The sequence below is a fragment of the Candidatus Methanocrinis alkalitolerans genome (assembly GCF_029167205.1).
GTDB classification, from domain to species: Archaea; Halobacteriota; Methanosarcinia; order Methanotrichales; family Methanotrichaceae; genus Methanocrinis; species Methanocrinis alkalitolerans.
The window spans coordinates 1-20,632 of the sequence record NZ_JARFPL010000019.1; the positions used below are offsets into that span (position 1 = coordinate 1).

Sequence of the window (20,632 nt, forward strand, 5' to 3'; positions counted from 1 at the left end):
AAGCCCGTCCACGTTCCATACGGTACTCAGGTGCGCGAGCCCTCGGGAAATATGGATCGCTGCCACATTCACCTAATATCTCTTCTCTCATTGAAACGGCGATAATCCTATTAGCGGTAGCTCTTTTGTAGCTGGTCCCATTCGCTTATTTTGCTTAAGAAAGGGATTGCGAGAAACCCTACTCGATCTCATCGAGGAGATAGTCCCCTTTTAGCACCCCCAGAAGAGCCTCAAACTCCGGGGGGGTGAGGATCGGGACTGGATAGTTCGCCTGGTCGTCGAGGGCGATCCTCGGGCAGGCGGTGCAGACGGCGGCATCCACCCCCAGGTTGACCAGAACATCGGGCACCACTCTGTCCAGGTAGACCAGAACCATCTCCTTTCCGTGCTCTTCTCCGAGAGCCGCCATCTTCCTCGCAAGATCCATCCTCTTCTGCCCCGGCTTCTTGGAGACGATAACCGCGATCCTTTCGGCGTCACCAGCTCTGGCTATAGCTCCGTAGCGACGCTTCAGCATCGGCGTTGGATCGATTACTGCGACCTCTCCAGTCACGGGATCTGCAGCCAACACCCTCTTTTTCGTGGCGAGGGCGACGCCAAGGGGATGAAATCGACCTGTCCCGACAAACAGATACTCCTCTACGTCCGCATATCGGGCGGCCTCATAGTTGCATCCCAGCACCTGTCCCGGATAATGAGTCCTGCCTCCTCTTGGTCGGACGACGGCCTCGATCCCCCTCTTCTCCAGGACTTCAACGATATCTTCCATCCGGTGGACGTGCTGCACAGTGGTGACGACGCCGACCCGCCGGGCTAAGACGAGGTCGGCCGCCCTCTCGACCGCCTCCCGGACGTCGGCTTCCATCTTCGCCTCGACGTAGACGACCTTGTCGTGGAGGGGGTCGCCGACGAGCATCTCCGAGTGGCCGATGTGGATGACCAAATCCGTCGCCCTGCAGAGGTCGAGGTCGACGTCGCAGGCCCCGTAGCACGGGTCACCGGAGATGATCACCTCGGCGCCGGTCTTCTCCTCCATCTCTTTTGCGATCGCCGAGACCCTCCTCTTAAGCCCCTCTGGTACCTGGACCCCTACTTTCCTTGCCCCCGACCTCTTGATCAGGTCCAGGGCCTGATCCAGGTCAAGGTCGTAAAGCTCAGAGCTAGAACCACTTGTCGAGGGTGCTCTGCCCAACCTTCACCGCCTCCTCTAGCCTCTTGACCGCCTTCTCAACCCTCTCCTGCGAGAAATCCCTCTCATCGCAGAGAAATGCCATCACCTTATCAGCGTCAGGCCGTTTCATCTCGATCTCGTAATCGTTGTCTGTCGGGGGGTGGAGGAATAACTCCCTGATCTCGACGGCATCCTCTATCGTCTCTCCCCTCGCCTTCAAGACCCTCTCCAGGGTTCCGTGCTCTCTTATCAGCTTCAGGGCGGTCTTGGGCCCGACCCGTCTCAGCCCAACGTTGTAGTCGGTACCACAGAGAATCCCTATATCAACGAGCTGCTCTCTATCGATCCCGAGGCGGGAAAGCTCCCGGGCGAGGTCGATCACCTCCGGCTGGACGTCGACGTAGACGTTCTTTCCAGGAAGCTTCCTTTTGCCGGTGACCGCCATGTTCCGAACGACCTGTGGCGCGCCGAAGAGGAGGGCGTCATAGTCCTGGCTTGCTACGAGATCGACGTCCCCCCGGATCGCCATGAAGGCTGCCTGGGCCTCCCCTTCTGATGGTGCCTGAATGACCGGAATTCCCATCGCTTCAAGGAGCCGCTTAGAGTCTGCCACCATATCGTCGCCGAGGCGAGTGGCTGCCTGGGCGTACTTGAAGCCGTCAAGCCCCTCCTCCCTCGCCCGCTCCCACATCTCCTGGGCCCTGGACCGGGTCTCAGCCCTCTGGTCGAGGGTCCCCCTCTTGAATCGTGGCGGCTCTCCGTCGAAGACGAAGGCGACCTTCGCCCCCGCCTCCAGGAGGTTTGTCATCCTATAGAGGATCCCCGAGAGGTGGGAGGTGGTCCTCCCCGACCCGTCCTTGAGGGGGGTTCCGTCTTTCTGTCTGATGATGCTCAGAAACTGGTAGAGGGTGTTGAAGGCGTCCACCGCGATCCAACTCCCCGAAAGCTCCTTTATCTCTATATTCTCCCGTTCCAGGAGATCTCCCAAGTCGACTCCCATAAGGACTCCGCCCTTTAATCGTTCAATTCTACGGTCCTTCTCAACAGCGCCCTCTAATCGGTTCCGCCTTTCTGATCCCAAAGTTAAATATCCGTTGAACGAGGAGTAGATAAAGGCTAGTAGGTAGGTGATGACGATGATCGATATAACAGACGTGGCCGCAGAAGTTCTGAAAGGGAGCATGATAGAAGGGCGGGTCGTCAGGATGATCCTGGCCGCCACCGACGCCACCGGCGCAAACTACGTCCTGGCATGGGGAGACCCCGAAGACGAGGATGTGATATATGAGAGCAACGGCATAAATGTTCACATGACCCCCGAGGACGCAGAGATTCTGGGAGACAGCCCGACGATCATAGACTATGTGGACACCGAAGAGCTGGGAAAGGGTTTTCTGATTCAGGGGCCTGAAGAGGGGGATGGCTGTGGCTGCGGCCACGACCACGGAGAAGAACACGAACACGGGGGTTGTGGATGCTGATAATTCCGGTTTTAAATCCTCCGGGCAGGATCTATTGGCTGCGTTTATACATCTCTGAACATTAAACCCCATGATTTAGGAAAATAAATGTTGAGAGAGGGGTCAATCCCCCTCTCAATACTGCTTTTTTGAGTATCACCCTCAGATCAGAGGGATGTAGTCCACCGACTCGGGGTTGGCGAGAGCGGAGGTATCGCCGGTGGGGTTTCCGAGGGCCTTGGCCTTGATGACGCGGCGCATGATCTTGCCGGACCTGGTCTTGGGAACGTCCTGGACGGGGATGACTGCCGCGGGTATAGCCAGGGGGCCAAGTGAAGTCCTGACGTGGGTCCTCAGGGCCTTCATCAAGTCGTCGGTCGCCTCAACGCCCGTATTCAGGATGACGAAGGCGACTATGGCCTCTCCCTTTATCTCGTCGGGCTTGCCGATGACTGCCGCCTCAGCGACGTCCTTGTGAGCTACCAGCGCGGACTCCACCTCGGCGTTGGCGATCCTGTGGCCAGCGACGCTGAGAACGTCGTCGATTCTGCCCTGGATGAACCAGTATCCGTCCTTGTCCCTCGTCGCCTTGTCGCCAGCCAGGTAGGTGCCGGGCTTGACGTTCCAGTACATGTCCCAGTACTCCTTCTTGTACCGGACTTCGTCCTTGTAGAAGGCTCTGAGCATCGAGGGCCAGGGGGTCGGGTTGACGATGTTTCCGCCTGAACCGAGGGGCACCTCGTTTCCGTCCTCATCGAAGAGGGTGGTGTTGAAGCCGGGCAAGGGGTATGCGACGGATCCTGGCTTGCAGGGGGTCATGGGCAGCGGGGATATTACGTGGCACCCAGACTCGGTCTGCCACCAGGTGTCCATGATGGGGGAGACTTCGTTTCCGAAGTACTTCCGGTACCATATGTACGCCTCGGGGTTGAGGGGCTCGCCGACGGATCCCAGCAGCCTGACGCTGGACCTGTCGTACTTCTCGGGCCACTCGGTCCCCTGCTTCATCAGCATCCGAACGGCCGTCGGAGCGGTGTAGAAGACGGTGACCTTGTAGTCTTCGATGATCTTGTACCAGCGGCCGAAGTCTGGATAGTCGGGAGAACCCTCGTACATGATGCTGGTGATCCCGAGGCAGAGGGGGCCGTAGGCTACGTAGGAGTGGCCGGTGATCCAGCCGACGTCGGCGGTGCACCAGTAGACGTCATCCTCGTTGAGGTCGAAGACCCACTTGCAGGTGTAAGCGGGGCCGACGCAGTATCCTCCGTGGGCGTGCTCGATCCCCTTGGGTTTGCCGGTGGTCCCAGAGGTGTAGAGGATGAAGAGCCTGTCCTCGGCGTCCATGACCTCGGTCTCGCACTCCGCAGACTGGCTCTCTACGAGCTCGTGGAACCAGACGTCTCTCCCTTCGGTCCATGGGACCTCAAGGCCGGTCCTCTTCAGGACGATGACGTTCTTGACGCTTGCTGCGTCCTTGACGCCGTCGTCGGCCTGGGGCTTGAGGGGCATGGGCTTGCCGCGCCTGTAGAACCCGTCGGCGGTGAAGACGACCTTCGCCTCACAGTCCTGGACTCGGTCGCCGAACCCCTTGGAGCTGAATCCGGAGAATACCAGGCTATGGATGGCGCCGATCTTGGCGCATGCCAGCATCGCCATGACCGTCTCGGGGAGCATGGGCATGTAGATGGAGACTCTGTCTCCCTTGACGACGCCGAGGCTCTTGAGGCCGTTTGCCAGCTTGTTGACGGTCTCGTAGATCTCCTGGTATGTATATGCCCTCTCGGGCTGGTCTGTAGCTTCGGGGATGAAGTGGTATGCTACCCTGTCGCCCTTGCCAGCCTTGATGTGCCTCTCGACGGCGTTGTAGAACATGTTGATCTTGCCGCCGACGAACCACTTGAAGTAGGGCTTCTCCGAGTCGTCCATCACCTGAGTGTAGGGCTCGTACCAGTCGGCGTAGGTCTTGGCCATCTCGTCCCAGAACTCGATGTAGTTCTCGCCGCACCAGTCTCGCATCTCCTGTTCTGTCTTGAAGCCCTTCTTCTTCGCCCACTGCCACGCGTTGCAGTTCTCGGCGAGGTCTTTTGGCGGCTCAAAAATCCTCGTCTCTTCCATCAGAACCTTTGTGGTTCCAGTCTTTCCTTCAGCCACTTTTCTACCTCCTTTCTACTTTCAGCTTGAAACCGTTTCCGCAATAGTCCCCTCTCCGCGACGAGATCGACCTCGAAACTACTATCTGCGTCGAATGAAGCGCAAACCTCCCGGCAGCCACGAATCACGGGTTCGCGTCTATCTTTCGCGCCCATGAGTCAGCATCTTCATTTTATTCCGGGGCATCCTCGGAAACGTTGATGCGATCTTCCTCTTCTCGTTTATAAATGTGTCGAAAAATGCCGTTTTATAAGGAATTATAACGATATATGATGTTTAATTGTCAAAGATCTTGCACATTTTTAATTCAAAAAGTGGATTTGATTCCCCGACGGGTTCGAGGCGAAAAGATGAGGATGTAATCTGGCATATCGGGGTTAGTACTTCTTCGCGGCGCGCGGCGGGTTGAATGGCGGGGCGGGATGGTCGTGGGTCTTTGAGAGAGACGGGGGCGACCAGCAGATATGACGTAATCTATCCATCAAAATCGAAGAAAGCCGAAAGAGGCCATAAAGGGCCATCTAAAAAAATTATAAAAAAGGTAGAATGTGGCCGGCCTCCCTCAGATGAGGGGGATGCCGTCCACAGCCTCGGGGTTGGCGAGGGCTGAAGTGTCGCCGGTGGGGTTTCCGAGAGCCTTGGCCTTGATGACCCGGCGCATGATCTTGCCGGACCTGGTCTTGGGGACGTCGTCGACGAAGAAGACGCCGGCGGGTATCGCCAGGGGTCCCATGGTGGTCCTGACGTGGGTCTTCAGCTCTTTGGCTAGGTCGTCGGAGGGGCTGACTCCCTTCTTCAAGATGACGAAGGCGACGATCGCCTCGCCCTTCACCTCATCGGGCTTGCCGATGACCGCAGCCTCGGATACCGCTGCGTGGGCCACCAGAGAGGACTCCACCTCGGCGTTGGCGATCCTGTGGCCTGCGACGCTGAGGACGTCGTCGATTCTGCCCTGGACGAACCAGTAGCCATCCTTGTCCCTCGTCGCCTTGTCGCCGGCGAGGTAGGTGCCGGGCTTGGTGTTCCAGTACATCTCCCAGTACTCTTTCTTGTACCGGACCTCGTCTTTGTAGAACGCCCTGAGCATCGAGGGCCAGGGGGTGGGGTTGACGATGTTTCCGCCCTCTCCCAGGGGGACCTCGTTTCCGTCCTCGTCGAAGATGGTGGTGTTGAAGCCGGGGAGGGGATACGCCACGGATCCTGGCTTGCAGGGGGTCATGGGCAGCGGGGATATCACATAGCATCCGGTCTCGGTCTGCCACCAGGTGTCCATGATGGGGGCCTTGTCGTAGGCGAAGTTCTTCCTGTACCACATGTACGCTTCGGGGTTGAGGGGCTCGCCGACGGATCCCAGCAGCCTTATGCTGGATAGGTCGTACTTCTCGGGCCACTCCTCGCCCTGCTTCATCAGCATTCGGACGGCTGTGGGCGCAGTGTAGAAGACGGATACCTTGTGGTCCTGGATGATCTTGTACCAGCGGCCGAAGTCCGGGAAGTCGGGGGAACCCTCGTACATGATGCTGGTTGCTCCAAGAGAAAGGGGTGCGTAAACCACGTACGAATGGCCGGTGATCCAGCCAACGTCGGCTGTACACCACCATACGTCACCTTCCTTGAGGTCGAAGACCCAGTGGAGTGTCTGGGGTGGGGAGACGCAGTACCCTCCGTGGGCGTGCTCGATCCCCTTGGGCTTGCCGGTGGTTCCGGAGGTGTAGAGGATGAAGAGCCTGTCCTCGGCGTCCAGCTCCTCTGTCTTGCATTCGGCTGACTGGTCCTTGATGAGCTCGTGGAACCATATATCCTTGCCCTGGTTCCATGGGACCTCAAGGCCGGTCCTCTTCAGGACGATAACGTTCTTGACGCTGCCTATTTCCTTGATAGCCTCGTCTGCCTGGGGCTTGAGGGGCAAAGGCTTGCCGCGCCTGTAGAACCCATCGGAGGTGAAGACGACCTTCGCCTGGCAGTCGTCGACCCTGTCTCCGAACCCCTTGGAGCTGAAACCAGAGAAGACCAGGCTGTGAATGGCGCCGATCTTGGCGCAGGCGAGCATCGCCATGGCGGTCTCGGGGACCATCGGCATGTAGATGGAGACTCTGTCTCCCTTGACGACGCCGAGCCCCTTGAGGCCGTTGGCCAGCTTGTTGACGGTCTCGTAGATCTCCTGGTAGGTGTATGCCTTCTCGGCCTGGTCGGTCGGCTCCGGGATGAAGTGATATGCGACCTTTGCGCCCTTTCCAGCCTTGATGTGCCTCTCGACGGAGTTGTAGAAGACGTTGATCTTGCCTCCTGTGAACCACTTGAAGTAGGGCATGCCGGAGTCGTCCATCACCTTGTCGTATGGCTTGAACCAGTCGGCGTAGGTCTTGGCCATCTCGTCCCAGAACTCCAGGTAGTGCTCGCCGCACCAGGCCCGCATCTCCTTCTCGGTCTTGAAGCCCTTCTTCTTTCCCCACTGCCAGGCGTTGCAGTTCTCGGCCAGGTCCTTTGGCGGCTCAAAAATCCTCGTCTCTTCCATCAGAACCTTGGTCGTTCCAGTTTTTCCTTCAGCCAATTAAAATCCTCCTTTTAACCCTCAAATTGGGATGTTCCAGCTTCTCCACACCGATCCCATCACCTGTCTGATGATAGGTGCAGACCGATCCCATCACCTGTCTGATGATAGGTGCAGATTCAGATCCGGTCTTTCGGGGCAATTGAGCGGACAGGATTCGGCTCTGGCAGGATATCCCCTCGAATTCGTGGAGCTGCTCTGGTAACACCTGACTATCGTGTACTTCCTTTGTTTATAAATCTATCGAGAACAAATATTATAATGATTTATCATGATGTTTTTTGCTCAATTATTAAGGATATTAAAAAAACTTAATTCCAAATGTAGAATTGAGATTTTCAGCAACCTCAACGATGATCGCCCCCATCTGGATCCCTGATAATTGAGGAATAACCCATCATAAGGCTGGATGAACCGTCGACATACAGGTATAAAAAGGTGCCTCGCTTATTATAATTTTTATAAATATAAATAATATCTTTTTATATCCTTCCTGCGGGCAGCATCTATGCGTCTCATCATCCTCCCTCTTTAGACTCCGGAGGTGAACTAGATGGGTGCGGTCGAAGATCGACGCCCTCGCTCTCTGACGGGAAGATCAAAAATAAAAAAAGAGTCGCTCATCTAAACGATGAGCGGTATGCCGTCAACAGCCTCGGGGTTCAGGAGGGTGGATATGTCGCCGGTGGGGTTGCCCAGGCACTTCGCCTTGACGACACGGCGCATGATCTTGCCTGACCTCGTCTTCGGTAGGTCGTTGACGAAGTAGACCTCCGAAGGAGCCGCCACGGGCCCGAGGGTCTTCCTGACGAAGGAGATCGCATCCTTGGCGAGCTCGGGGCTCTGCTCGACGCCAACGTTCAAGACGGCGAAGGCGACGATCGACTCGCCCTTGACCGCGTCGGGCTTTCCTACCACGGCAGCCTCAGCGATCTTGGGGTGAGCGACGAGGGCAGACTCCACCTCGGCGTTGGCGATCCTGTGGCCTGCGACGCTGAGGACGTCGTCGATACGACCCTGGATCCAGAAGTACCCGTCTTTGTCCCGGGTTGCCTTGTCGCCGGCGAGGTAGGTGCCGCGCTTGGGGGTGTCCCAGTAGAACTGCCAGTACTCCTTCATGAACCTCTCTTTGTCGCCCCAGAAAGCCCTGAGCATCGAGGGCCACGGAGTTTCGTTGACGATGTTTCCGCCCTCACCCAGGGGGACCTCGTTGCCCTCCTCATCGTAGATGGTGGTGTTGAATCCGGGTAGCGGGAAGGTGCACGATCCGGGCTTCAGCGGCGTGATCGGCAGCGGGGAACAGATGAAAGTGCCGGTCTCCGTCTGCCACCAGGTGTCCATGATCTGGAGCTTGCCTCCGCCGACGTGCTCGCGGTACCACATCCACGCCTCGGGGTTGATCGGCTCGCCGACGGACCCGAGGAGCTTCAAGCTCGATAGGTCGTATTTGTCAGGCCACTCAGCCCCCTGCTTCATGAACATCCTTATCGCCGTGGGGGCGGTGTAGAACTTTGTCACCTTGTGCTCCTGGATGATCCCCCACCATCTCCCGAAGTCCGGGAAGTCAGGAGAGCCTTCGTACATGATCCCCGTAACCCCCAGGGTTAGGGGCCCGTAGACTATGTAGGAGTGGCCTGTGACCCATCCGATATCCGCGGTGCACCACCAGACGTCGTCCTCCTTCAGGTCGAATACCCAGTGGAGGGTCTGGGCCGGTCCTACGGCATTTCCGCCCTGGGCGTGCTCGATCCCCTTCGGCTTTCCGGTGGTACCGGAGGTGTAGAGGATGTAGAGCCTGTGCTCCGGGTCGAGCTTCTCCGGTTCGCACTCTTCGGACTTGTCAGCGACGAGGTCGTCCCACCAGACGTCCCTGCCCTCCTTCCAGGCCACGTCCAAGCCCGCGCGCTTGAAGACGATCACGTGCTCTACGGTTGGGGCGCCCTCCAGGGCCTCGTCGACGTTCGGCTTCAGGGGTATCGGCTTTCCGCGCCTGAATAAGCCGTCGGTCGTGATGATGACTTTGGAGCCGCAGTCCGCCGCTCTGTCCGAGAGGCCCTTGGAGCTGAAGCCTGAGAAGACGACGCTGTGGATTACGCCGATCTTGGCGCAGGCGAGGACGGCTATGGGGAGCTGGGGTATCATCGGCATGTATATGCTTGCCCTATCCCCCTTCTTCAGGCCGAGGCTCTTGAGGCCGTTGGCGAACTTGTTGACCTCTTTATATAGGTCGCCGTAGGTGATCTTCTGGGTGGCCTGGTCCGTCGGCTCCGGGACCCATATGTAGGCGACCTTGTCCTTCTTGGCCCCCTTGGCGTGTCTATCCACGCAGTTGTATGTGATGTTGACTTCGCCGTCGGTGAACCACTTGAAGTAGGGCATATCCGAGTCGTCCATCACCTTGGTGTAGGGCTTGAACCAGTCTATGTACTCCTTCGCCATCTCGTCCCAGAACTCGATGTAGTTCTTGGAACACCACCCCCGCAGCTCCTTCTCGGTCTTGAACCCCTTCTTCTTCATGTACTTCATCACGTTGGAGTTCTCCACCAGATCCTTTGGCGGCTCAAAGATTCGAGTCTCTTCCTGAAACACCTTCGTCTTTCCGGTTTTTGCTTCAGCCAATTTCAACCCTCCTTAATCAAACGCCGAATATTTTGCACACTTCTCTCCCCAGATCCCTGGGCAGTCCGACTAGAACCCGTTTATATCCATCTAGAATCTGCCCAGCGTTCTCTCAGTTTCGATCTGGAGAACTAACGCCGGGGTCATGTCCATAAGTAATCTTCATGATTAATAAGGTTAGTGGCTTTTTAATCGTTATGGATTTGAAAATGTAGAGAACTCAGCATCCGAGCATGATGAAAATCCAAAACAGCTGAGTCGGCGGGTCTGGACTATTCGCGAATTATGACCTCTCCCCCAAGGTAGAACGGGGTCGTCTTCACGATCCTGAATCGATGGAAGCTTCCGAGACGGAGGGGTTCGCAAGCCGCGATCTTCCTGTAGTTCTGGCTCCTGGCCATCACCGTTTCCCCCCTCCCCCGTTCCGTCACCTGCGCGACGATCTCCTCACCCAGGTATCTGTCGTTTCTCAGCCCCGCGATCTCCTGCCAGAGGCGGGTGATCCGCCGTGAGCGTTCCTTCTTGAACCTGGAGGGCATATCGCGGAGGCTGGACGCGGCAGTTCCCGGTCGAGAGGAGTACATGGTGACGTTGACCTTATCCGGCTCCGCCTCTCGGATGAGGGCCTCGGTGGCGGCGAAGTCCTCCTCCGTCTCTCCCGGAAAGCCGGCGATGACGTCGGTGTAGACGGTGAGATCGGAAAATGCCGCCCTGAGCCGGGCCGTCATATCCAGGAAATCCCGGGACGAATAGCCCCTCTTCATCTCCGCCAAGACACGGTCGGACCCCGACTGGACGGGGACATGGAGGAACTTGTAGATCTTGGGGTTCTCGTAGGATCTGATAAGATCCTCGAGGATCGGCCTTGCCAGGCTCGGGTTCATCATCCCTACCCTCACCCTGAAGTCTCCACCGATCCCGGCCACGGCGTCGACGAGCTCCGGGAGGCTCGACCCCCGGTCCAGGCCGTAAGCTGCGGCGTCCTGGGAGGCGAGCTGTATCTCCACCGCCCCTTCTTTCAGACGGCTGCGGACATCCTCGGAGACCTCATCCACGGTCCTGCTCTCTAGCGCCCCCCTCGCCCCTCTGACGATGCAGTAGCTGCACCTTCCCAGGCACCCCTCCGAGATGTTGACGACGGCGGTGAGCCTCCAGTGGGGGCTGTGGGGGCGGCATCCCGGCCCCTCGGGACGGAAGCCTTCTGCCATCTTCCGGCCTGATGTGCTGCCTAGGACCCCCACCACCTCGCAGCACCTTATATCCCGGACCGCTTCGGGGATCGCCGAGGGGAGGCAGCCGGCGACGACGAGCCTTTCGCCCTGGAGTTGCGAGAGCCTCTTCTTCATATCCCTCTCGGTCCTCTCGGTGACGGCGCAGGTGTTTACGATCACCAGATCCGCCTCCTCAAGGGGTGCGGGCAGGTGCCCCCTCTCGACGAGGGCGGCGGAGAACGCCTCAGAGTTTCCCCGGTTTGCGGCGCAGCCGTAAGTCTCCAGATAAAATCTCATCTATGACCTTTCCACGGGTCTTGGTGCCTCGGCCCCAGGCGCGTCTAAGGCGCGTCCAATTCCTCTTCAATTCCCCTTCTCTTCAAATGCAGGATCATCGGCGGTAGCCGACCCTCTGGCAGGCTCCGGAGGGGAGGAGTCCGCATCCGATCCTGGGGGTTTGAGATCGATCTTCGGCCCTTCGCCGATCTGCATCGACATCTTTTCTTCCTTGTGGATCTGGTATACTCCGACGACGAACCCCATCAGGGCCGGCGCCAGGAAGAACCCGCCGATCCCCGCCACCAGAACGCCACCGACAAAGGCGAGGACCACCAGGAGGGGATGGATCGTCGACTTCATCGAGACTATGTAGGGCCTTATTATAAGGTCTGAAGGGATGTATATCATCGCCGAGGAGACGACGAAGAATAGGATCCCGTCGAAGGGGCTCATATCGAAGTACCTGTAGGCGGATATCGGTATGATGACGAGCCAGGAGGAGAGGACCGGGATCAGCCCCGATATGAAGACCAGGGCCGCCAGGGCGAAGGGGTTGGGGATTCCGAAGGCGTAAAAGACCATCACCGAGAGGATGCCGCTGAGGATGGAGGTGTAGATGGCGCCGATGAATATGCCGGAGAGGATGCTGTCTATCCTCTCTTCGTACTTCTTGTATATCGCCAGGTTCTCTGTGGGGAGGATCGTGGCGATCCCAGCGGCGAGCTTTCTCCCGTCCATCAGGAGGAAGTAGCAGACGTATATCGAGGCGATGAGGTTCAGCCCCGTCAGAATTATGGACATTCCGTATGAAAAAATGGGAAAACTAGATAGGACCCTCGCCAGAAGCTCGATCATCGTCCTCAGGCTCCCGGTCAGGTCATCGTAGATGGCGGGAGGTATCTCGTAGATCGCCGGGAGTATATCGATTCCGGCCAGGGGCGTCTCAACTTCGGCCAAAAAGGAGCCTGCCCTTCGGATGATCTCCGCCTGGTTCTCCACCGCCCAGTTGAGCTGGGATACCACCTCGACGCCTCCGAGGCCGAGGATGAGGGCGATGGGAAGGACGATAGCGGTGGTGGCGACGACCGACCCGAGCCGCTCGCGCTTGCCGAACCTCTCCTTTATGGGCCTTCCGACGTAGGCGAAGACGACCCCCAGGATGATCCCGTCCATCAGGGGGAAGAGAAAGTAGGTTATCAGGATCAGGAGCAAGAGGACTGGGATCAGGATCCAGGCGTTCTCTGCTATCTGGGATCTGAAGTCTCTTTCCAACGGTCTCTCCTCGCCTCAGATTGAGGCGGCGTATCGATAAATAGCTTTGCCGGAGGGGGTGGCTGACCCCCAGACCTCGCCCGAAGCCCCCCGGATCTCGCCATCGCTGCCTTGATCTCATCGAGCGGTCGATCTCATGGGGCGGTGAGCCACGGTGGGCCGGTCGATATCGCGAGATAGATGATCACTTCGGCAGCTCCACCGTCATAAGGACCCTGTCCGATCTCTCCACGATCTCCTGCTGGGTTATCCCCCGGAGGCTCGCCGCCAGGACCGCACCCCCGGCGCCGACCCCCTCTTTGGCGGATCCGGATGCGTAACAGCTGAGGGCTGGTATCGCCGACCTCTCCAGCCCCGGATCTGCCATGTACCATTCCCTCCCGAGGGTCTCCACCGTCTCGACGAAGCTCGCGTTTCGATCCTCCACGATGTACCTGGTGGTGGCGATGGAGACGTCGCCTTTGATCCCCAGGGCGTCGGCGGCGCAGAGGACGGCGGCCATCTGGGTGCCTCCCGCCAGGACCACCTTCGTCCCCGCGAGCCCCTTCAGAAGCCCCAGGACGGCGGGGATCATGGGGTCTCCCACCTCCCTTACGGCCTTGAGGGGGTCTGACCTCATGGAGCCGAAGGAGGCGCCGCACCTCTCCAGGGCGGCGTCGACGATCTCCTGCTTCTTGGCCATGGGGTGATTCAGAAGGCTGCTGGAGACCTTCCCGGGGTATCCCAGGGCCTGCATAACCGCCATGGCGGTCGTCGTACCGCCTGCTATCGACTCGCCGATGAAGATGCAGTCGGAAAAATTGGCGAGCTTCTTTCCCAGAAGAGCAGACCGCTCCATGATATCGGCGGCGTCGGGGATCGCCGTCTCAAACCTGATGTCGCTTCCCGCCGAGCCGTTCATGTCGACGAAAGGAACGGCGGGCTTCCTCCGCAGGCCGCTCGTCACAAAGAGGGAGGGGATTCCCGAGAGGCTGAGGGCGGCCTTCGTCACCACCGCCGGGGTCGTCGCCCCCTCCGGGGACTCGGGGATCGCCGGGATGGTCACGATCTTGTGGAGCTCCACGAGCTCCGCGTCGGCGCTGGGGGTGTAGTCGGTGAGGTCGGGAGAGGCGCCGGCGGCGCTCACCCCGGGGATCTTGCCGGTGTCGGTGTTGGAGAGGACGCAGAGGAAGAGGGGCCTCTCTGGCCGGTAATCAAAGTGAGGGGATATCCAGTCTCGCATGATCAATCTGGTGCCTCGCGGGGTATAAAAACTCAACGCCAGAAGAGTTAAAACAAGTAAATTTTACTTGATCGGCGGTTAAGGCAGATTGCCGAAGGATCTTCGACAGTGGGCCGATGACATCGATTGCGTCCCCCCCCAACATCACTCGATCAAATTTACCTCCACCATCTCCCCCTTCTCCCGGCCCTCCACCTCCTCGGCCACCAGGACGTACCCGTCTGCCCGGGCGACGGAGCTCAAGATCCCGGCCCCGGTGGTCATGATCGGCGTCGCGACGCCGCCCTCCAGGGCGACCCGCGCGAAGGTGAGGTATCCGGGGCGGGAGGCGATCTTTCCGGCGAGCTTTGCCGGGACGGTCCGGGGAAGGTCGGTCCGGGAGGCCATCATGGTGATGAGGGGGCGGGCGAAGATGTAGAGGGCGGCGAGGGCGGCGACCGGATAACCCGGAAGGCAGATCACCGGCTTATTGTCGACGATCCCCAGGGCCGTCGGCTTTCCGGGGGTGATCCGGACGCCGTGGACGAGCAGCTCGCCCATCTCCGCGAGGATCGGGGGGGCGTAGTCTTGGTCCCCTACGGAGGTGCCCCCGGATATCAGGATCAGGTCTGCGTCGAGGTTCTCGGCGATCGCCTCGCCGATGAGCCGGGGGTCGTCTCTCACCAGGTTTTTCATCCTCGCCGATCCGCCCCAGATCTCGGCGTACATCCCGATCATCAGGCTGTTCGTCTCCCGGGCCTCGCCCGGCTTCAGCTCCTTAGCCGAGAAGGGGGGGACGAGCTCGCTTCCCGTGGGGATTATGGCGACCTTCGGCCTCTCGAAGACCCGGACCGTCGAGAGGCCCAGGGACGCCAGGAGGGCGATGTCGGGGGGCCTGAGGCGGTGGCCTTCATTCAATATCTTCTCCCCCCGGCCGACGTCCTCGCCGACGGCTGCCATGTTCTTGTAAGGGTGGAGCTCCGCCGTCGCCTCTACCTCCCGTCCCCTGACGATGGCGTCCTCCTTCATCAAAACGGCGTCGGCCCCCTGAGGCGCCGCCATTCCCGTCCGCACGGGAACGCACCTTCCCCCTCCTGCCACCTCGTCTATATTGAGGAGGACGGGGGCGAGGGGAGTTGCCCCCCTCGTATCCGCCGCACTTACGGCGTAGCCGTCCATCGCCGCCCTCTCGAAGGCGGGGTGGTTCACCGGAGATGTCAAATCCTCCGAAAGAACCCTCCCCCGGGCGGCGGCGAGATGGACAGCCTCCGATATCGTCACAGGTCCGGACCTATCCAGGAGGGCTTTCAGGGCCCCGGAGGCGGCGGCAAGCTCTTTGAACATGGTGGACGCTATATTGATCCCCTTCTCTTTAGCCTTCCGTCGGGAGGGTGCCTTCATTCCAGGGATCGGCGGTCTGATCTGTATACTGCCCCTTCCCGTGAAAACAGATATATACGGTCCCGCCGCCATTTCTCCGCAACAAGATCGTGCATTATAGATCGAAATTTCGCTTCCTAGAAAGAAGGTGGATATCCCATGGATGCTGTTGTTTGGCTGGAAGAAGTCGGTAAAGACGACGTCGCCGTCGTCGGCGGTAAGGGCGCAAGCCTCGGCGAGATGATAAACGTGGGCGCTCCCGTACCAGGGGGGTTTGCGGTCACCGCGCAGGCTTATAGAGATTTCATTACCCGATCGGGGATCTCTGACGGGATCTTCGAGGCGCTGAATGTGGACGTCCACGATCCGGCGGCCCTCAACGGGGCGGCGGATAAGGCCAAGAGCCTCGTGCTGGAGGCGAAGGTCCCCGAGGATATCGAAGAGGCGATCCGGAGCAGATACCGGGAGATGTGCGAGCGGGAGGGCGAAGAGGTCTTCGTCGCCGTCAGGTCGAGCGCCACCGCCGAGGACCTCCCCGACGCCAGCTTCGCGGGGCAGCAGGAGACCTTCCTGAACATGAGGGGTGAGGACCAGGTCTTCGAGGCGGTCCGGAAGTGCTGGGCCTCCCTCTACGGGGCGAGGGCGATCTTCTACCGGGTAGACAGGGGTTTTGAACACGAAAAGGTGAACATCTCCGTCACCGTCCAGAAGATGGTGGATGCTGAAAAGTCGGGGGTTATGTTCAGCTCTCATCCCACCACCGGAGAGCCTGAGGTGATCATCGAGGCTGCCTGGGGGCTCGGCGAGTCCGTCGTTTCCGGGTCGGTATCCCCGGACCATTACGTCGTCGACAGGAAGGGATCGAGGATAGTCTCCAAGTCGATCGCCGCAAAGGAGACGATGATCTTCCGGGACAAGAAGACCGGTGAGACGGTGACGGAAAACACCCCCCCTGACCTGAGGGAGAAGCTCGTCCTCTCCGACGAGGAGATCCTGGAGCTTGCAGCCCAGGGGGACCTCCTGGAGAGGCACTACGGCATCCCCCAGGATATCGAGTGGGCTTACGAGAAGGGGAAGATGTACATCCTCCAGTCGAGGCCCATCACCACGATAACGAAGGGTGCAAAGGGCGAAGATGAGGAGGCGATGGGGAGCGGAGAGGTCATCCTCACGGGCCTTGCGGCATCTCCCGGGGTAGCCACCGGCGAGGTGAAGGTCGTATCGGGGTTGGGGGATCTTGATAAGATCAAAGAGGGGGACATCCTCGTCACGGTGATGACGGAGCCGGATATGGTCCCGGCGATGAAGAGGGCCGGGGCGATCGTCACCGACGAGGGCGGCCTCACGTGCCACGCCGCCATAGTCAGCCGGGAGCTGGGGTTTCCGGCCGTCGTAGGAACCAAGCAGGGGACGAAGGTCCTCTCCGACGGGATGATTATAACCGTCGACGGAGGAAAGGGGAAGGTCTACGAGGGGCGGCTTAAGAGGGCGAAGTCGGCGGAATCGGCGGGCACCACCGTCTCCTTCGCCTACAAGCCGATAACTGCGACGGAGGTTAAGGTGAACGTCAGCATGCCCGAGGCGGCGGAGGCTGCGGCCGCGACCCTCGCCGACGGCGTCGGCCTTCTCCGGATCGAGCATATGATCCTGGGGCTCGGCAAGACCCCCCGGTACTACATCAAGGCAGGAAAGGAGGATGAGTACATCGACGAGCTCGTCGGCGGCGTCAGGACGGTCGCCGAGGCCTTCTACCCCAAGCCCGTCTGGGTCAGGACCCTCGACGCCCCCACCGACGAGTTCCGGGGGATGGAGGGGGGAGAGGAGGAGCCTTCCGAGCACAACCCGATGCTCGGATGGCGGGGGATCAGAAGGGATCTCACGGAGACGGACCACTTCCGGCTGGAGATGAAGGCCTTCAAGAAGCTCCACGATATGGGCCTCTCCAACGTCGGGATCATGCTCCCCCTCGTCCAACATGTCAGCGAATTCAGAAGAGCCAAGGCCCTCATGGTGGAGGAGGGACTGGACCTCGAGAAGATCGACGTCGGGATCATGGTGGAGACCCCGGCGGCCGCCCTCACCATCGAAGATTTCATCGAGGACGGCATCGACTTCGTCTCCTTCGGGACCAACGACCTCACCCAGTACACCCTCGCCGTCGACAGGAACAATGAGAACGTCGCCGACCTCTACTCCGAGCTCCATCCAGCGGTCTTGACCCTCATCGAGTACGTCGTCGAGCGGTGCAACGCGGCGGGGGTCAAAAGCTCCATCTGCGGTCAGGCCGGGTCCTACCCCGAGATGGCCAAGAGGCTGGTGGAGATAGGGATCACCAGCATCTCCGCCAACATCGACGCCGTCGCCACCGTCCGGGAGACGGTGGCCAGGGCCGAGCAGATCATCATGCTGAGGGCGGCTAGAGAGGAGTGATCTTTGGCGCAGATCATCCCATAGAGGGATAACCTTTGAGAGATCAGGGCAAGTCCGAAGAGGAGGTCATGGAAGGCCTCCAAAGGATGAGGGAGAAGGACCTCTCCTACCATAGGATCTTCTCCTCCATGTGCACCCCACCCCACCCGATAGCGCTCCTCGCCCACGAGAGGTTCCAGGAGACGAACCTCGGCGATCCGGGTCTATTCCCCGGCTCCGCCGAGCTGGAGGCGGAGGCTGTGAGGATGATGGCGGAGCTGTTGGGATATCCCGATGCGTGTGGCTACCTATCTACGGGGGGGACGGAGTCGAACATCCAGGCGATCAGGGCGGCGAGGAACGCCCACAGCTTTCGGGACGGAAACATCGTCGTCCCAAAGTCCGCCCATTTCTCCTTCGACAAGATCGGCGACCTTCTATCCATAGAGATCAGAAAGGCGGATCTCGACGACGATCTCAAGGCGGACCTCGCCTCCGTGGAGTCCCTCATCGACGATAAGACAGTATCTCTTGTGGGGATCGCGGGGACGACGGAGTTCGGTCAGGTCGACCCCATCGGCGAGATGGGAGAGATCGCCCTCGACTCCGGGATACACCTCCACGTCGACGCAGCCTTTGGGGGTTTCGTCCTCCCCTTCTTGGAGGGGGAATGGAGGTGGGACTTCACGGTGGAGGCCGTCACCTCCATCACCATCGACCCTCACAAGATGGGGATGGCGACGATCCCCGGGGGCGGCCTCCTCTTCAGACGTCCCGAAGATCTGGAGCGGCTCGCCGCCTACGCACCGTACCTGACGGTGGCGAGGCCCAAGGCCCTGACGGGGACGAGGAGCGGGGCCGCCGCCGCCGCCATATGGGCTGTTATGAACCATCTCGGAAGGGAGGGGTTTAAGAAGGTCATCGATCGATGCATGGACCTGTCGAGGCGGATGGTGGCGGGGGCGAGAGAGATCGGGGTCGAGCCGGCGATCGAGCCGGTGATGAACGTCGTCACCCTGAGGATGGACGATCCGGAGGGGGTCAGAGCCGACCTCCTGGAACGGCGGTGGAGGGTATCGACGACGAGGTGCCCGAAGGCTTTGAGGCTGATCCTGATGCCCCATTCGACGGCCGAGAGCGTCGACCTGTTCCTAGAAGATCTCCGAGATGTGTTGAAGAGACGCGGCTGAGACCGCCCCCTCCGATCGATTTTAAATCCGAAAATAAAAGGGGTTTCAGCCCACCGGGGCTGAACCTTTTTATCAATAGGAGTCCGTCGCCTTCAGACCTTATGGCCTATGGCGAACCTTCGCATCACACGGTCGATGGCGATGGTGACGTGGTCGCCGACCTTCGTCTCGGGGACGAATATGACGAAACCCTCGACCCTGGCGATCCCGTCGCCCTGCTTTGCGATATCCTCAATCTCCACGTCGTACTCTCTTCCGACCTCAACGGGAGCTGTCGTCTCGAAGCTCTCGTCTCGGAAAGAACCTCTATCACTTCTGTACAAAAGACTTCACCGTCCTCATTAAAAGAGATATGATGATCTGAAAGCTCAGGCCTTATGGCCGATGGCGAACCTCTGCATAACCCGATCTACCACGATCGTCACCTGGTCGCCGACCTTTGTCTCCGGGACGAATATTACGAAACCTTCTACCCTGGCGATTCCGTCCCCTTTCTCGGCGACGTCCTCGATCTCAACATCATACTCCTTTCCGGCCTCAACGGGTGCTGAGGGTGCGAAGCTATCGCCTCGGAAAGAACCTCTATCATTGCCGTACAAACAACTCACCGTCCTTAGCGAAAAACTGCCGAACAGTCTGCCGCATCGCCCACAGATCCTTACGACTATTAAACCCTTGTGCTCATGAGGTCGGTGCAGTCGGGGTTTATTTCGCAGGATCGCCGTTCGAGGTGAGACCTCTGGGGTCTTGAGCCGGAGAAGTCGACGGCGCCGGCGGGTCGCAGCTCTCCATCCCCCCGACGGCTGGGAATATATCCTATTAACGCGGATTGCGCCGTCATGGACGGCCTTGCGAGGTACGGGGATGATATCCCGGAGTTCGACCGGTTCATGGAGGCGATCTATCGACCCCTTCCGGCCACCGCCAGGATCAACACCCTCAAGACCGACCGGGATCGGCTTTTATGCCGGCTGGAGGTGGCTGGGGTGGCCTGCCGCCCCTTCACCTGGTATCCCTTCGGCATCATGCTCCAGACTGAGAAGCCCGGAAACCTCGTCGAGAACCTGATGGGCCATATCCATCTCCAGGAGGAGATATCGATGGTCTCTGCCGTCGTCCTGGACCCGAGGCCAGGAGAGCGGGTTCTGGACCTCTGCGCCGCCCCCGGGTCCAAGACGACCCAGATCGCCATGATGATGGAGAACCGGGGGCTTGTGGTGGCGAACGATCCCGCCAACGGCAGGGTGGCGTCCCTCCGTTCCAACTGCGAGAGAGCGGGGGCGATCAACGTCGCGGTGACCAGGTACGACGGCCGCCGCTTTCCAGCCCAAAAGTTCGACCGGGTCCTCGTCGACGGACCCTGCACCGGCCAGGGGATGGCGAGGAAAGACCCAAAAGTCCTGGACCGGTGGAGCCTCAAACGCTCCCTCGGCCTCCAGCGGCTCCAGGTCGCCCTTTTAAAAAGGGGGGTGGAGGTCGCAAAGGCCGGTGGGACGGTCGTATACTCCACCTGCACCTTCGCCCCCGAGGAGAACGAGGGAGTAGTATCTCGGGTCCTGGACCAGGTCCGGGGTTTGAGCCTCCAGGAGGTCTCCGTCCCGAACCTCGAGGGCTCACCAGGCCTATCTATTTGGGGGGCGTCTCTCTTCGGAGATGAGATGAAACGATGCGCCAGGTACTATCCCCATAAAAACGATACGGGAGGATTCTTTGTCGCAAAGCTCGTTAAGGAATAGGC

At 59.6% G+C, this 20,632-nt stretch carries 15 protein-coding genes; 4 read left to right on the plus strand and 11 right to left on the minus strand.

The genetic code is table 11. The features are described from left to right. Positions 1–178: 178 nt before the first annotated feature. Complete coding sequence (gene dph2, locus P0O24_RS07185) at positions 179–1,192, minus strand: diphthamide biosynthesis enzyme Dph2 (RefSeq protein WP_316969067.1); 1,014 nt, start codon at positions 1,190–1,192, stop codon at positions 179–181. Continuing rightward, positions 1,161–2,171, minus strand: a complete 1,011-nt coding sequence (fen, locus tag P0O24_RS07190) for a flap endonuclease-1 (protein ID WP_316969068.1) — start codon at positions 2,169–2,171, stop codon at positions 1,161–1,163. The genes dph2 and fen overlap by 32 nt, the downstream gene beginning before the upstream one ends. A gap of 136 nt (positions 2,172–2,307) precedes the next feature. Here fen and P0O24_RS07195 point away from each other — a divergent pair, with 136 nt between their 5' ends. After that, the gene (locus tag P0O24_RS07195; RefSeq protein ID WP_316969069.1) at positions 2,308–2,652 is read left to right on the plus strand and encodes a HesB/IscA family protein; all 345 of its coding nucleotides are present in this window, start codon (positions 2,308–2,310) and stop codon (positions 2,650–2,652) included. A gap of 141 nt (positions 2,653–2,793) precedes the next feature. Here the strand turns inward: P0O24_RS07195 and acs (P0O24_RS07200) are convergent, their stop codons facing one another. The 7 genes from acs (P0O24_RS07200) to P0O24_RS07230 all read right to left on the minus strand — a co-directional run bounded on the left by acs (P0O24_RS07200) (position 2,794) and on the right by P0O24_RS07230 (position 15,259). Then, on the minus strand, positions 2,794–4,782 hold the full coding sequence (acs, locus tag P0O24_RS07200; RefSeq protein WP_316969070.1) for an acetate--CoA ligase: 1,989 nt from the start codon (positions 4,780–4,782) through the stop codon (positions 2,794–2,796). A 562-nt stretch (positions 4,783–5,344) separates the two neighbouring features. Further along, a complete protein-coding gene (acs, locus tag P0O24_RS07205) occupies positions 5,345–7,333 on the minus strand; it encodes an acetate--CoA ligase (protein WP_316969071.1) in 1,989 nt (662 codons plus the stop codon). A gap of 624 nt (positions 7,334–7,957) precedes the next feature. Then, on the minus strand, positions 7,958–9,952 hold the full coding sequence (gene acs / locus P0O24_RS07210; RefSeq protein WP_316969072.1) for an acetate--CoA ligase: 1,995 nt from the start codon (positions 9,950–9,952) through the stop codon (positions 7,958–7,960). Between the two features lie 272 nt (positions 9,953–10,224). Then, positions 10,225–11,460: a tRNA (N(6)-L-threonylcarbamoyladenosine(37)-C(2))-methylthiotransferase gene (locus P0O24_RS07215; RefSeq protein WP_316969073.1), complete on the minus strand. Its 1,236-nt coding sequence runs from the start codon at positions 11,458–11,460 to the stop codon at positions 10,225–10,227. 66 nt (positions 11,461–11,526) lie between these two features. Then, positions 11,527–12,714, minus strand: coding sequence for an AI-2E family transporter (locus P0O24_RS07220; RefSeq protein WP_316969074.1), 1,188 nt, complete (start codon positions 12,712–12,714; stop codon positions 11,527–11,529). A gap of 184 nt (positions 12,715–12,898) precedes the next feature. Then, positions 12,899–13,936, minus strand: coding sequence for a nicotinate mononucleotide-dependent phosphoribosyltransferase CobT (gene cobT, locus P0O24_RS07225; protein WP_316969075.1), 1,038 nt, complete (start codon positions 13,934–13,936; stop codon positions 12,899–12,901). Between the two features lie 144 nt (positions 13,937–14,080). Further along, complete coding sequence (locus P0O24_RS07230) at positions 14,081–15,259, minus strand: molybdopterin molybdotransferase MoeA (RefSeq protein WP_316969076.1); 1,179 nt, start codon at positions 15,257–15,259, stop codon at positions 14,081–14,083. A gap of 195 nt (positions 15,260–15,454) precedes the next feature. Between P0O24_RS07230 and ppsA the strand changes: the two genes are divergently transcribed. Beyond that, complete coding sequence (gene ppsA, locus P0O24_RS07235; protein WP_316969077.1) at positions 15,455–17,725, plus strand: phosphoenolpyruvate synthase; 2,271 nt, start codon at positions 15,455–15,457, stop codon at positions 17,723–17,725. Positions 17,726–17,760: 35 nt separating this feature from the next. Then, a complete protein-coding gene (gene mfnA / locus P0O24_RS07240) occupies positions 17,761–18,894 on the plus strand; it encodes a tyrosine decarboxylase MfnA (RefSeq protein ID WP_316969078.1) in 1,134 nt (377 codons plus the stop codon). A gap of 92 nt (positions 18,895–18,986) precedes the next feature. Here mfnA and P0O24_RS07245 read toward each other — a convergent pair whose 3' ends face one another. Together P0O24_RS07245 and P0O24_RS07250 are read right to left on the minus strand one after the other, a co-directional pair. Then, positions 18,987–19,217 carry a TRAM domain-containing protein gene (locus P0O24_RS07245; protein WP_316969079.1) on the minus strand — a complete coding sequence of 77 codons (231 nt, stop codon included), beginning with the start codon at positions 19,215–19,217 and terminating at the stop codon, positions 18,987–18,989. A gap of 45 nt (positions 19,218–19,262) precedes the next feature. Beyond that, on the minus strand, positions 19,263–19,493 hold the full coding sequence (locus P0O24_RS07250) for a TRAM domain-containing protein (protein ID WP_316969080.1): 231 nt from the start codon (positions 19,491–19,493) through the stop codon (positions 19,263–19,265). A gap of 240 nt (positions 19,494–19,733) precedes the next feature. On the opposite strand from P0O24_RS07250, the gene P0O24_RS07255 reads away from it, so the two are divergent. Further along, positions 19,734–20,630 carry an RsmB/NOP family class I SAM-dependent RNA methyltransferase gene (locus P0O24_RS07255; protein WP_316969081.1) on the plus strand — a complete coding sequence of 299 codons (897 nt, stop codon included), beginning with the start codon at positions 19,734–19,736 and terminating at the stop codon, positions 20,628–20,630. The last annotated feature ends 2 nt before the right edge of the window (positions 20,631–20,632 follow it).